Annotated in this window: 17 protein-coding genes; 7 read left to right on the top strand and 10 right to left on the bottom strand. The window is 63.0% G+C overall.

Annotated features, from left to right (window positions below):
- A partial coding sequence (locus VLR48_RS10990; RefSeq protein WP_325291826.1) for a PrpF domain-containing protein occupies positions 1 to 193 on the top strand: 193 nt, incomplete at its 5' end.
- Positions 194 to 401: 208 nt separating this feature from the next.
- Complete coding sequence (locus VLR48_RS10985) at positions 402 to 1,142, top strand: sulfite exporter TauE/SafE family protein (protein ID WP_325291825.1); 741 nt, start codon at positions 402 to 404, stop codon at positions 1,140 to 1,142.
- A 91-nt stretch (positions 1,143 to 1,233) separates the two neighbouring features.
- Here the strand turns inward: VLR48_RS10985 and VLR48_RS10980 are convergent, their stop codons facing one another.
- On the bottom strand, positions 1,234 to 1,368 hold the full coding sequence (locus VLR48_RS10980; RefSeq protein WP_281241823.1) for a hypothetical protein: 135 nt from the start codon (positions 1,366 to 1,368) through the stop codon (positions 1,234 to 1,236).
- A 136-nt stretch (positions 1,369 to 1,504) separates the two neighbouring features.
- A complete protein-coding gene (locus VLR48_RS10975) occupies positions 1,505 to 2,275 on the bottom strand; it encodes a spermidine synthase (protein ID WP_325291824.1) in 771 nt (256 codons plus the stop codon).
- Between the two features lie 269 nt (positions 2,276 to 2,544).
- Between VLR48_RS10975 and VLR48_RS10970 the strand changes: the two genes are divergently transcribed.
- Both VLR48_RS10970 and VLR48_RS10965 read left to right on the top strand, forming a co-directional pair.
- Entirely contained in the window at positions 2,545 to 3,537 is a 993-nt protein-coding gene (locus tag VLR48_RS10970; protein WP_325291823.1) for a hypothetical protein, read from the top strand.
- A gap of 35 nt (positions 3,538 to 3,572) precedes the next feature.
- Positions 3,573 to 4,166, top strand: coding sequence for a YqiA/YcfP family alpha/beta fold hydrolase (locus VLR48_RS10965; RefSeq protein WP_325291822.1), 594 nt, complete (start codon positions 3,573 to 3,575; stop codon positions 4,164 to 4,166).
- A gap of 39 nt (positions 4,167 to 4,205) precedes the next feature.
- On the opposite strand, the gene VLR48_RS10960 is transcribed toward VLR48_RS10965, so the two are convergent.
- Entirely contained in the window at positions 4,206 to 5,411 is a 1,206-nt protein-coding gene (locus VLR48_RS10960; RefSeq protein WP_325291821.1) for a TraB/GumN family protein, read from the bottom strand.
- 40 nt (positions 5,412 to 5,451) lie between these two features.
- Here VLR48_RS10960 and VLR48_RS10955 point away from each other — a divergent pair, with 40 nt between their 5' ends.
- Both VLR48_RS10955 and VLR48_RS10950 read left to right on the top strand, forming a co-directional pair.
- Complete coding sequence (locus VLR48_RS10955; protein WP_325291820.1) at positions 5,452 to 6,036, top strand: hypothetical protein; 585 nt, start codon at positions 5,452 to 5,454, stop codon at positions 6,034 to 6,036.
- A gap of 8 nt (positions 6,037 to 6,044) precedes the next feature.
- Positions 6,045 to 7,100, top strand: coding sequence for an AI-2E family transporter (locus VLR48_RS10950; protein ID WP_325291819.1), 1,056 nt, complete (start codon positions 6,045 to 6,047; stop codon positions 7,098 to 7,100).
- A 99-nt stretch (positions 7,101 to 7,199) separates the two neighbouring features.
- Here the strand turns inward: VLR48_RS10950 and VLR48_RS10945 are convergent, their stop codons facing one another.
- Together VLR48_RS10945 and VLR48_RS10940 are read right to left on the bottom strand one after the other, a co-directional pair.
- Positions 7,200 to 7,523, bottom strand: coding sequence for a multidrug efflux SMR transporter (locus VLR48_RS10945; protein ID WP_325291818.1), 324 nt, complete (start codon positions 7,521 to 7,523; stop codon positions 7,200 to 7,202).
- Positions 7,524 to 7,690: 167 nt separating this feature from the next.
- Positions 7,691 to 8,113 (bottom strand): hypothetical protein, encoded by a 423-nt coding sequence (locus VLR48_RS10940; protein WP_325291817.1) that lies wholly within the window; start codon positions 8,111 to 8,113, stop codon positions 7,691 to 7,693.
- Positions 8,114 to 8,242: 129 nt separating this feature from the next.
- Here VLR48_RS10940 and VLR48_RS10935 point away from each other — a divergent pair, with 129 nt between their 5' ends.
- Complete coding sequence (locus VLR48_RS10935) at positions 8,243 to 8,557, top strand: DUF3301 domain-containing protein (RefSeq protein WP_296703793.1); 315 nt, start codon at positions 8,243 to 8,245, stop codon at positions 8,555 to 8,557.
- 35 nt (positions 8,558 to 8,592) lie between these two features.
- On the opposite strand, the gene VLR48_RS10930 is transcribed toward VLR48_RS10935, so the two are convergent.
- The 5 genes from VLR48_RS10930 to petA all read right to left on the bottom strand — a co-directional run bounded on the left by VLR48_RS10930 (position 8,593) and on the right by petA (position 12,535).
- Positions 8,593 to 9,111 carry a ClpXP protease specificity-enhancing factor gene (locus tag VLR48_RS10930; RefSeq protein WP_325291816.1) on the bottom strand — a complete coding sequence of 173 codons (519 nt, stop codon included), beginning with the start codon at positions 9,109 to 9,111 and terminating at the stop codon, positions 8,593 to 8,595.
- An 11-nt stretch (positions 9,112 to 9,122) separates the two neighbouring features.
- On the bottom strand, positions 9,123 to 9,758 hold the full coding sequence (gene sspA, locus VLR48_RS10925) for a stringent starvation protein SspA (protein WP_325291815.1): 636 nt from the start codon (positions 9,756 to 9,758) through the stop codon (positions 9,123 to 9,125).
- A 214-nt stretch (positions 9,759 to 9,972) separates the two neighbouring features.
- Positions 9,973 to 10,701, bottom strand: coding sequence for a cytochrome c1 (locus tag VLR48_RS10920; RefSeq protein WP_325291814.1), 729 nt, complete (start codon positions 10,699 to 10,701; stop codon positions 9,973 to 9,975).
- Positions 10,698 to 11,942 (bottom strand): cytochrome b, encoded by a 1,245-nt coding sequence (locus VLR48_RS10915; protein ID WP_325291813.1) that lies wholly within the window; start codon positions 11,940 to 11,942, stop codon positions 10,698 to 10,700. The genes VLR48_RS10920 and VLR48_RS10915 overlap by 4 nt, the downstream gene beginning before the upstream one ends.
- On the bottom strand, positions 11,942 to 12,535 hold the full coding sequence (petA, locus tag VLR48_RS10910) for a ubiquinol-cytochrome c reductase iron-sulfur subunit (protein ID WP_325291812.1): 594 nt from the start codon (positions 12,533 to 12,535) through the stop codon (positions 11,942 to 11,944). Before petA ends, VLR48_RS10915 begins: the two co-directional genes overlap by 1 nt.
- Positions 12,536 to 12,580: the final 45 nt, after the last annotated feature.

Here is a 12,580-nt window from a genome sequence, read left to right as displayed (position 1 = left end):
CACCCTGGTCAACCTGGCTGCCGGGGGAGGAGAGCGCACCGCGGTCCGCTTCGGCCACCCCTCGGGCACACTGCGCGTCGGCGCCGAGGCCCGTCATGTCAATGGCGACTGGACCGTGACCAAGGCCATCATGAGCCGCAGCGCCCGGGTACTGATGGAAGGCTGGGTGCGGGTGCCCGGCGATGCTTTTTAGTCTGAATTAGACGGTTGACGGCTTCGTAAGCCGTCCCGGTCATTTCGCAAGCGTCCGCCTCTGCGAGGCAGACGCTCGACACCGATGTCCTCCTCGTCTCTCATGAGACGATTTGCCCGGCACCCGCCCGGCTTTTTTTGCCCGGGGCACCGGACCAGCGGATGTCGGCTGCACGCAAAGGCGGAAACCGCAGGAGACGATCGACATCTTGGACACGTTCGCATTCATCGATCTGGCGGCGATCGGGATCCTGCTGATCGCGGCCTTCGTGCACGGCGCCTTCGGATTCGGCTTCCCCCTGGTCGCCACGCCGCTGCTGGTGCTCGTCATGGACATGCGCGCGGCCGTGCTCCTGACGCTCATCCCGACCATCGGCATCAACCTGGTCAGCATCGCCACCGAGCGACGCTGGCTCGAAGCACTGCGCGGTTTCTGGCCCATCCCGGTCTTCACTGCCGTGGGCAGCCTGATCGGCACACGGATCCTGCTGAGTGTCGACCCGGAGCCCTTCAGGCTCTTGTTGGCCCTGGTGCTGATCGTTTTTCTGATCCTGCAACGCAAGCGCGGCGATGGGCCCGAGCATCGCATCCCGCACTGGGGCCTTGCGCTATTGGGCTTGGGGATGGGTCTCCTGGCCGGGCTGGTAAACGTCTTCTCGCCCATCGTGATCGCCTTCGCACTCTACACCCGGATGCATCCGGGTCTGATGGTCGCGACCTTCAACCTGAGCTTCATCACCAGCAAGAGCGGTCAACTGACCGGATTCGCGCTGCAGGACGCCCTGGATCCGACCGTCATTCAGCTCGCGCTATGGGCGCTGCCTGCCGTGCTGGCCGTGTTGTGGATCGGTATTCGAGTGCGCCGCCGGCTCGATCAGGGGACTTACCGGCGCTGGTTGAACCGAGCGCTCTGGGTCATCGCCTTTTTGCTTATTCTCGACTCGATTTGACTCCGACCGCACCGGCGAACGACAGCCCTCGGCGTCGAAACCGCGCGAGCTGTCGCGCTTGTTCGATACCGGTGCGGGATCGGCCTACAGATTACTTCGGGCCCTTGTTGGTGAAGGACTGGAAGGTCTCGACGACGCGGTCCTGGATATCCTTGGCCCAAGGCGGCTGCGGCCAGTTCCAGCCGATGACGATTCCGATGGCGACTGCAATGAGAACGGCGAACATCTGGTCTCCTCCAGCATGATTGAGGGAATGTCGAAACCACACAACCCGTTCCTGCATGAGGCTGCATGCGCATTATCATAAAAAATGTGTGACTTTAGTCGCTTTCCGCTCGGCCGAGTCGCAAGCGCAATCAAGCTCAGTGCGGCTGCTCCGGACGAAAGCCGAGGATCTGCAACAGTACGCCCGTCACGGCTCCGCCGAGCATGCCGCCGAGGAATCCGGGCGGGACGGCGCTCAGGATCTGATTCGCGGAATCCTGCGCGTTGCTGCTCAACAGGGTCGAGGTCGTGCCGCCGACGATCCACACGCTTGCCCCGACCACGGCGGCGATCAGTCCGGCGACCACGGGGGCCGACAAGACCGCTGGAAACCAGCGTGCGCTGTGCGCCACCAACCAGCGTTCCGAGACCTGGAAGAAGGTCCCGACCAATGCCACGACACCCGCCGAGAGCACGAACATGCTGAACCGGATGCCGAGCGCATCGAACACGAGCGCCATGATGCCGCCGGCCAAGATGCCGGCAATCAGACCCGTCAGCGTCTCGGCGAGCGGCCGCCCTCCGCCGGTGATCATCCAGGCATAGAAAACGCCGGCGAGAACCCCGCCCGCGCCCGCCGTCCCGGCGATCCATAGGAGCTCGACACTCTGCCCGCTGACGATCAAATACCCGATGGACGCCAGGACACCGGCCATGGCACCCATCAGTGCCACGGGCATCGCGCTGTAGAAGGCCGATGTCGTCATCGCCGCTGCCGCCGCCGCGATCACCAAAGGCTGCCAACCTGCCAGCCCCAGAAAAGCGAGGACCTGGTAAAGACCGCCGAACAACGCGCCGAACAGCGCGCCTGCGAGACCCCAGATGAAGAGTGTCGTAATGATGGATGCAATCTTGTCCTTCGCTCGCATATCACCTCGGTGAAACGGTTCGATCTTGTTCTTGAAATCACGCGGGGCCCATGATTGCGGTGGCGGCGAACCGGACGGCACCGGAATCGATACGGTCATTGCGTGTGCGGCTGAGAGCGCCACTATAGTCCAGTGGTGCTTGAGGTCATAGGTACACCGCGGGGTTCCGGACCGTGGCCCGGAGACGCCGGACCATCGCGGATCAAGATTGCGCACCGGGCGGAAAACCGGTATCACTCCACTTTCCCGCCCAGGACCTCGACCCAGGCATGCCCACACAACCCAAGAACGGCACGCGGAGCCTCATCCTCGACGAGGAGCGCGTGTTTTACGATGGCTACTGGATCAAGTCCTACAAGCCGCCCGGCGATACGCTCGAGACCAAACGACGCCTGATCCAAGCGCTCACCCGACGTCTGTTCAATCACGTCGAGCACGGCATCAACATCCCGGGCTCGCGGCTCGACGAGGCGCGCGCGGCCTACACCTCGGAAACCGATCCGGAGCGCAAGCGGGTGAACGGGGCCATGTTGGCCGGCGCGCTCTTCAACCGGGCCGCGGATATCTTCACCTGCCTCGTCGACCTGCAATCCGCCGGGGTCGAGATCGGCCCGGACAGCAGCCTGATGCGCGACTGCGGAGATTGCCTGCTCGAAGCATTGGAGCTCGGAAAGATGGTCCGGCATCGCAGCGGAGACGAAGGGATCGACGAGCTCTGGGGCGAGCCGTTCAAGGCGTTTTCGATGACGATCGAGGACTTCTACGACAGCCGTTACCTCAAGATCGCCATGACCATGCGCGACATCGATCGCATCGCGACGGTCCTGAAGGAGACATTTGCGGGCAGTCGCCAGATGACCGAGATCGACCCGAAGATCGACGCCTTGGCCCACGCAGCCAAACGCAAGTGCGAGATCCTGCGGACCGACCCGGCGATCTTCGATGTCTGGCCGGCCTTCGCGGTCGCGATGGATCGACTCGGTCGAATGACCCCCGTGCTGCCCTGCGACGCGAGCGCCACGGCCACTCGCGAGGCGATGGACGCTGTCGCACTGTTGCGCGAGGGCACCGAGCTGGTCGGCTCCATTGTGCGCGCACGGGTGCCGATGCCCAAGAGCACGCGTGAGTTTATCGATCGCTGCACCCTGTTTAGGCTGACCTTTTTCGGTGCTCCTGCGGGCGTCAGCAAGGCAGAGACGACGCGCCCCCCGCCCGCCTCATGCCACGACGACCACCTCGAGGTTCAAGAGCGAGCGACTTGAGGCCGTTCACCCGGCGCTGCGAAGACACAGACGCTATGCTCGTTTACATCCACGGACTCAACAGCTCGAGCCAATCCTACAAGGCCCAACGCCTTCGCGAGCGCTTGGCCCCGCATCCGGTCGTCGCCGTCGACTACCCGGCGCACCGCCCGGCGGATGCCGTCGCCGTTTTATCGGACTTCTTCGCCACGCTTCTCGGGCAGTACGACGGCATCGCACCGGCGGTGGTCGGAAGCTCCATGGGGGGCTTCTACGGCCAATACCTGGCCCGCCGATTTCGCTTCTCGCATCTGTACATGATCAATCCGGCACTCACACCCTGGGGCCTGTTCCGAGATCACATCGGCGAGATCATGACCACGACCCACGGGGAGCAGTATCGGGTCAGCGAGGACCTGATCGAGAGTACCCGACCCTACGGCATCGCGGATCCCTGCGACGGCACGCCGAGTACCCTGTTCCTGGAACGCGGCGACGAGGTGATCGATACCTGCATCGCCGAGCGCCTCTATGCAGGTTGCGGCCGGCTCATGGTCTGGGACGGGGGAGATCACGCGTTTCAGCATCTCGACGAGGCGATCGAGACGATCCGGCACCATCTCGACGGCCATGAGCAAACAGGGAGTTGACTCCCGCAGGCGCGCCTTTGCGAGCGTGCGGAGAAGACCTCAGGGGACCCCGGCACGAAACAATTGATCCACGATATGAAAGCCGGCGACATAGGTGCCGATCCCGGAGCCGAGGGTACTGAAGAGAAACACGAGAAAGACCCGGGCGACACGGTTGTGCCACCAACCGCGCAGGGTCACCACATCGAGACGCAGCCGGCCGAAATCCGATACCCGAGGTTTGCGCATCGAAAGCTCGACCGCACCCGTCACCATACCGGCACCGATGGTCGGATTCAGCGATGTCAGCGGCGCGGCGAGAAACGCTGCAACCACCGTCAAGGGATGTCCGCCGGCCAGCAAGGCACCCAAGGCCGCAAGACCGCCGTTGATGACGACCCAGGCGGCGACCAGCCCCCACCCCAAGCTGGTGCTCTGAGAAAAGCCGAAGGCGAAACCACCCAGGATCAAGGCGACCAGGCACCATGCCAGGATGCGCGGCCAACGGCTCGGCAGGGGCACCTCCTCGAGCGCGCGCGTAACCGCGGCGGGGTCGTCGGCGTCCGTCTCCAACGCCTCGGCGATGCCCTTCAGATGCCCGGCACCCACGACGGCCAAGACCCGCTTCACGCCCGCCCGCGCAGGCTCGCTGCGCAGCTTTGCGGCCATGTAGCGGTCGCGCTCCTCGATCAGGGGCACGAACAGATCCCGCCGATCATGGGCAAACTCGGCAAATGTCGTCTCCAGGACGTCTCCCTCCTTGAGCCGCTCGATCTCCTCCTCGCTGACCTTCTCCGAGGTCAGCATCGCGGCCAAGAGCCCTGTGAACAGCGTGTAACGCTTCCACCAGCCGAGATTGGCCGAGATGCGTTTCAGGGTGACGCCGATCTCCCGATCGATCAGCAGGACCGGCAAACCCATTTCCTTGGCGACGCGGATCGCCGCGCGCTGCTCGGCACCGGGCTCGATCCCGAACTGATCGGCCAGACGTTGCTGATAGGCCGACAGGGCGAGATTCGCGACCACCATGTAGACCCGCCGCTGGCGGATCACCGAAAAGAGGTCCATCTCCGAGAGCGACTTGGGATCCATCAAAGCACTGAAACGACTGCGACACAGCTCTACGGCCACCGCGTCGTACTCCCCGCTCTGCAGCAGGGCGCGGACCTCCTCCTCGCTGGCGCGCGAGACGTGGGCGGTTCCGAGAAGCGTGAGCCGCACATCGGCAACGGAGATCTCGCGTTTCGGCTCGATGGATTCAGACATCGCTTTTGAGGAAGGGGCAGGGGGGAGAATTCGGTCCGGAATGATACCGCAGATCCAGGTGCGTGCCCCGACGTTGGTCGCGCCCGGGGCTTGGATTATCATGTTCCCGCACATGAGTTCCATCTTCGAGGGCGCAATGGCTCAACCGAAAGGTTCAAGGCAACGGCCGCCGGCGCCGGGTCAAACGACGCGCGCGAACCTCCTGCCGATCCTCGCCTTGATCCTAATAAGCCTGTCGAGCATCGGCTGTGCAGTCGTGGAGAAGGACCGTCGCGCCGTCGCACTCCAAGCCGCCACCCACGGCTATCAATCCGCCCTGCGTTGGGGCTATTACGAGACAGCGCTCGGTTTTCTGCATCCGGATCAACGCAAGACCGGAGCACTCCCGGAGCCCTTCGAGGAGCTGCGCGTAACCGGCTACGACGTGACCCAGCCGCCGGTCATCCAGGCCGACGAGAGCGCCACTCAGGTGGTTGCGATCGACTACCTGTTCGAAGACGCCCAGGTCGTCAAACAACTCACCGACCGACAGGTCTGGCGATGGGACGATGTGAGCAACACTTGGTGGCTACATTCGGGCCTACCCCGATTTATGCCGGTCGGAACGGGTCGAGCAACCCGCTAGCGCGACCCATGGGCCCTCCTCCCCTATTTGGCCCTGCCACGCGCTTTCTGATCGCGGCAGCGGCCTTCATCGTCGTAGTCGCGGGCCTGCGGGCGGCGTCGTCCTTGGTCACGCCCTTTTTGCTCGCCGTCTTCATCGCCGTGGTCGCAACCCCGCCGCTGCGCACGCTGCGCAGTCGCGGTGCGCCCAACTGGGCCGCGATGCTGCTGGTGGTCTTGGCGATCGCCGGTCTCGGCAGTGTTCTCGCGATCCTGGTCGCGGGGTCGCTCGACGGCTTCGAGGCCAGTCTCCCGGAGTACCAGGATCGCCTGAAGCTGCTCGTCGACGACCTCGCGCAATGGCTCGACGGCGTCGGCCTCCATACCTCGCGCGAGGCCCTGCAAACCTATATCGATCCCGCGCGTGTCTTGGGTATGGCGGGCGATCTGGTGTCGGGACTCAGCGGCGTGCTCGCCAACGCCTTTCTCATCCTGCTGACCGTGGTCTTCATCCTGCTCGAAGCAGCCGGGCTGCCGGCCAAGCTGCGGGCCGCACTCGCCTCGCCCGAGACCTCGACCGAACGGATGCATGTCGTCCTCGACAGCATCAATCGCTACATGGGGATCAAAAGCCTCACAAGCCTGGGAACCGGCCTCGTCCTTTGGGCCTGGCTGACGATCCTCGGGGTGGACTATGCGGTCCTCTGGGCCTTGATCGCCTTCCTGCTGAATTTCGTCCCCACGATCGGCTCCATCCTGGCCGCGGTTCCGGCGGTGTTGCTCGCACTCGTTCAGATCGACCTACAGAGTGCACTGCTTGTTGCGGTGGGCTATTTGGTGGTGAACACCTTGGTCGGGAGCATCCTGGAGCCCAAAATCATGGGGTACGGTTTGGGACTCTCCACCTTGGTGGTCTTCGTCTCGCTGGTGTTCTGGGGATGGGTACTGGGACCGGTCGGCATGTTTCTATCGGTGCCTCTGACCATGTCGCTGAAGATCGCGCTGGACGCCAACCCCCAGACCCGTCCGATCGCCATCATGCTGGGGCCCGAGATCAGAGAGCCATATCGAAAACGCCAGAAATAAGATATTTTTCAATCTCTTAAACCGCGCAGACTCCGACGATCGGCAAGTCTGCAGGGGCCGATCCCATCCAAAAACAACGCATGGGGCGCTCGGGGCGGTTTAACCGGAAACCAGCTTCAACCCGACGATGCCGAGCACGATCATTCCGACGAAGACGAAGCGCAGTAAGGTGGCCGGCTCGGCGAAGAGGACGATCCCGATGGCAAAGGCCCCGACGGCTCCGATACCCGTCCAGACGGCATAGGCGGTCCCCATCGGAATGCTCTTCTGCGCGACGAGCAGGCAGGCGCCGCTCGCCACGATGCAAAAGACGGCGAATCCGATCCAGCCCCAACGCAGGCCGGCATCCGTCATCCCGAGCTTCAGTCCAACCGGCCATCCCCATTCGAAGATCCCGGCAACGACGAGATAGAGCCAAGCCATAAGCAATCCGGACCGACATCTCTCCACACCAGGCTGCGGCGATCGTCGAGTCTCAAGTAATGATGAATGAAAGAATCCGCCCACGGGACAACATCCGGGCTGCGTATTCGCGACGAAGGCGAGAGCGCGGGAGGGCTCCGCCCGGACGGATACGACGCGCCGGCGGCCTAGGCGTCGGAGAACATGGCCTCCAGTCGCTCGATCTCGGCCCGCAAAGCGGCGGAGAGTGAATCCTTCAGGGCCGACAGGCGATCCATCAGCTCACGCGCCATCTCCTCCTGGTCCTCCGCGAGGAAACCCTTGACCTGATCGATCATCTCTTTGGCTTCCCGATCAGCCCGATCACGCACCTCGTCGGCCTGCTCCGACGCCGCAGCCGCCGCCTCCGAGGCTGCATCCGCCGCTTCGGTCGCCGCCTCGCCGACACGATCCGAGGCGTCCTTTGCCGCCTCGACCGCTTGGTCGAGCATTCTCGACCCCTCTGCGGAGGGCGCGGCGGCCTCCTCGACCGGCGCTTGGTCCCGGCCGCAAGCGGCCAGACCCATGGTGGTCGATAACAGGATAACGGCGGATAAAATCGGTCTCGTCATCTCGGTCGCTCCCGTGTTCTCGAAGGGCAGACAGTATACTCAGGCGGCCGGTGCGCACGCAGCTGCCCGCAACGCTTGCGTGCGACCGTCGTCTCGCACGCCGCCCGTTACACTTGAGGAGCTGTTTGAATGAGCAATCTGCTCGCCGTCTTTTTTTTGCTCTTGCTTGGCTGGTTCTGGCTCGACACCATGCGTGCGCGCGAGATCGCGACCGAGATCTGCAAGACTGCCTGTCGTCAACGCGAGCTGCAGTTTCTGGATCAAACGGTCGCCTTGCGACGACTCGGCCTGGCCTGGCGCTCGGAAGGCTTGCGGCTGCGCCGCGTCTATCGATTCGATTTCAGCGAGGAGGGCGTCGGACGCCGCAGCGGTTATTTGGTGATGCGGGGAATGACGCTCGAGGATCTGAGCTTCGGTTTACCCACACAGGCGCAGGACGCGTGAACCGCCTCGGGAGGGGCCAAAGCCGCGCCCGGACCTTACTTGACGACCTTCAGCGTCGGACCGCCGCCCTTGCCTTTTCCCTTGCCTGAAGGCGATTTGGGCCCCTGGGGCCCTTGGGGACTCTGGATGCCGCGGGGAGTCCCGACCGATCGTGGCTTGATTCGCTTGGGCTCGACTTGTGCAACGGAATCGGCTTCAGCCTCGGGCTCCCCGGGAAGCGGATAAGCCAGCTCGGGGAAGACCATCCCCTGACCGTTCTCGCGCGTGAAGATCCCCAGCACCGCTTCGACGGGAAAGTAAACGTCGCGAGCCACACCGCCGAAACGCGCGTTGAACTCGATCTGCTCGTTTCCCAAGACCAGAGCGCGCACCGCGCTCGGCGACAGGTTGAGCACCAAACGCTCGTCTTCGACGAACTCCTTCGGTGCCTGCACGCCCGGATAACGGACATCCACCACCAAATGCGGCGTCATATCGTTGTCCAGGATCCACTCGTAGATCGCCCGGATCAGATAAGGCTTCGTCGATGTCATGGTGTCGGTCTCGCTCTCCATCGGGGCCTCCATCAAGACAGGTCCGCGATCATCTCCTTCTCGGCCTCGGTGAGGCTCTTACGGAAGGCGTCGCAGGCAAAGATGCGCCGCATGTAGACCCGCAACGCCTCGGCCTGGGGCGGCAGCTCGATACCCAGGACCGGCAGCCGCCACAGGAGCGGCGCGATGCAGCAGTCGACCAGAGAGAACTCGTCGTTCATGAAAAAGGTATGGGCACCGAAGACCGGCGCGGTCACGACCAAGCTCTCGCGTAATTCCTTTCGTGCCTGCTCCGCCTCCTCCGGACTCCCCAGGCGAATCCGCCTCATCAGGGTGTACCAATCGTGGTCGATGCGGTACATGAACAACCGCGCGCTGGCACGCGAAACGGGGTCCACTGGCAGCAACGGGGGGTGAGGGAAGCGCTCGTCGAGATACTCCATGATGATGCGCGACTCGTAGAGCCGCAGATCCCGATCGACAAGCGTCGGGACGGTCCCGTAAGGGTTGAAGTCCAGCACCTCGGCCGGCAGGTCGTTCGCATCGACATCGACCACGTCGACCGCGATACCCTTCTCGGCGAGCACCATCCGAACACGGTGGCAATAGGGACAGGTGGGATCGGAAAATAGCGTCATCACGGATCGTCTACTCGCAGCCACAGCCATTCTTCCCTTCTCCAGCATGTGGACAAAGCCCGTGCGGGCCCGAGGAACAGGTATCGCCGACCATCCGGGTCAGCTGCCATGAGCATTTCGCTCGTCAGTAGAACAGTGAATCGTGAGGTTCGAGCCGGAAGCAACCGCGTTCGGCCGATCCGTCAAAAGGAGAGGTCAGGCATCGGCCTCGACGCGTCGAGGCCGATGCGGAGCACGGCGACCCTTAGTGGACGTCTTTCCAATACTCCTTCTTCAGCGCGAAGGCCACGATGAAGAAGAGGCCGAGGAACAGCAGGACATAGATGCCGATCCTGCGCCGCTCCAATTGGCTCGGCTCGCCCGCATAGGCGAGGAAGGCGGTGATGTCGCGCACCATGTTGTCGTATTCCTCGGGGGCCATCGCGCCGGGCTGCGCAAGCTTGACGCCGGCGATGGTCGGATCGTGACCCTCGTGCTCCTCAACGATCGCCTCCTGCACACCCTGCAGATCACCCAGGACGTGAGGCATACCCACCAAGGGGAATATCACGTTGTTTACGCCGTAAGGCCGAGTGGGGTCCGAGTAAAAGCTCTTCAGGTAGGTGTAGACCCAGTCCGGACTCCGCCAACGCGTCACCAGCGTGAGGTCGGGCACTGCCGTGCCGAACCAGACCTCGCCGTCGGAAGGCCGCATCGAGTTCTTCATCATGTCGGTCGGCTGGGCGTCACCGAACAGGAGGTTCTCGCGCAGCGACTTATCGTCGATCCCCAGATCTTCGGCCATGCGTGAATAGCGCATGTGACTGAGCGAGTGACACGCCATGCAGTAGTTGACGAAATACTTCGCCCCGCGCTGGAGAGAGGCCTGATCGTTCAGATCGATGTCGGCCTTCTCCAACTCGACATGGCCGCCCGCGGCGAATCCCACGGCGGGCAGCAACAGAGCCAAGGTGGCAATGATCAGCTTTCTCATGAGGTTACCCTCTCCGGAACGGGCTTGGTCTTGTCGATCGAGCTGTAGATCGGCATCAGCAGGAAATAGGCAAAGTAGAGCGACGTGAAGATCTGCGCCAACAGGGTCAGGAAAGGATCCGCCGGTTGCAATCCGAGCCAAGCCAAGACGACGAAGGACACCGCAAAGATCCCGGTCATGACCTTGGTGATCGGACCCTTGTAACGCATCGACTTGACCTTGCTGCGGTCAAGCCAAGGCAACGCGAAGAGGATCAAGATCGCGGCGAACATGACGACCACTCCGGGGAACTGCGAGCCCCACATCGGCGGCACTGCACGCAGCATCGCGTAGAAGGGCGTGAAGTACCACACGGGTGCGATGTGCGCAGGGGTCTGGAAGGGGTTGGCCGGCTGGAAGTTCGGCGCCTCGATGAAGAGCCCGCCCATCGTCGGCGCGTAGAAGACGATGGCCGAGAAGATCGCGAGGAACACCACGACGCCGACGGTATCCTTGACCGTGTAATAGGGATGGAAGGGGATCCCGTCCGCCGGCGCTTTGTCGCTCCAGCGATTGCCCTTGGGGCCTTCTTTGATCTCGATCCCGTCCGGGTTGTTGGAGCCGACATGGTGGAGTGCGACGATGTGCAGGAACACCAGGGCCGCCAGAACAAACGGCAAGAGGAAATGGAAGGCGAAGAAGCGATTGAGGGTCGTATCCGAGATGACGTAGTCACCGCGCACCCAGACCGCCAAATCGTCGCCGACGACCGGGACCGCCGCGAACAGATTCACGATGACCTGTGCACCCCAGAACGACATCTGTCCCCAAGGCAGCAGATAACCGAAGAAGGCGGTTGCCATCATCGCCAGATAGATCACGACACCGATGATCCAGAGCAGCTCGCGCGGCTTGCGGTAGGAACCCCACAGCAATGCCCTGAACATGTGCAGATAGATGACGATGAAGAAGGCGGATGCGCCGGTGGAATGGATGTAGCGAATCAGCCACCCCCACTCGACATCGCGCATGATGTATTCGACGGAAGCGAATGCCTCCGCGGCGGATGGCTTGTAGCTCATCGCCAACCAGATCCCGGAGACGATCTGGATCACCAGCGTGAGGATGGCCAACGAGCCGAAAAACGACCAGAAGTTGAGGTTCTTCGGGGCGTAATACTCGGAAAGGTGTGCTCTCCAGGTCTCCGTCAGCGGGAATCGCTTATCGATCCAGCTGAGGTTCTCGGACTTTTCTGCGCTCATCAAGCCGCTCCTCGATCCTCACCGACCAAGATGGTGGTGTCGTTGATGTAGGTATGCACTGGAATCACCAGATTTGTGGGGGCCGGAACACCCTTGTACACCCGGCCGGCAAGGTCGAACCTGGAGCCGTGGCACGGACAGAAGAAACCGCCGCGCCATGCCGCACCCATATCCTCGGGCGCGAACTCCGGCCGGAAGGTCGGGGAGCAGCCCAAGTGCGTACAGATCCCGATCACGACGAAATATTGCTCTTTAATGGAGCGCGTCGCATTTTGACAGTACTCGGGCTGCTGCGGCACGCCGGAGGCCGGATCGACCAACTCGCCGTCCAGTGTCGGCAGGGCCGCGAGCATCTCCGGCGTACGGCTCACAACCCAAACCGGTTTACCGCGCCATTTGACGCGCAGGATCGCGCCCGGTTCCAGTTGGCTGATGTCGGCCTCGACCGGTGCACCCGCGGCACGCGCCTTGGCGCTCGGATTCATCGACGCAATAAAGGGAACGAGGGCGAAGCCGGCTCCGACGGCTCCGACCACGCTGGTCGCGGCGACAAGCACACGCCGCCTGGTTTTGTTCACGCCTTGTGCGCTCATAAGCCACTAACCCCCGGCTGGCGCGAGCCCCATTGACAGCTGATC

This window comes from Thiocapsa sp. (assembly GCF_035467215.1).
In the GTDB taxonomy this organism is placed as follows: domain Bacteria; phylum Pseudomonadota; class Gammaproteobacteria; order Chromatiales; family Chromatiaceae; genus Thiocapsa.
The sequence above is the reverse complement of the archived record's forward strand: the minus strand, read 5'-3'. Positions and strand labels throughout refer to the sequence as shown.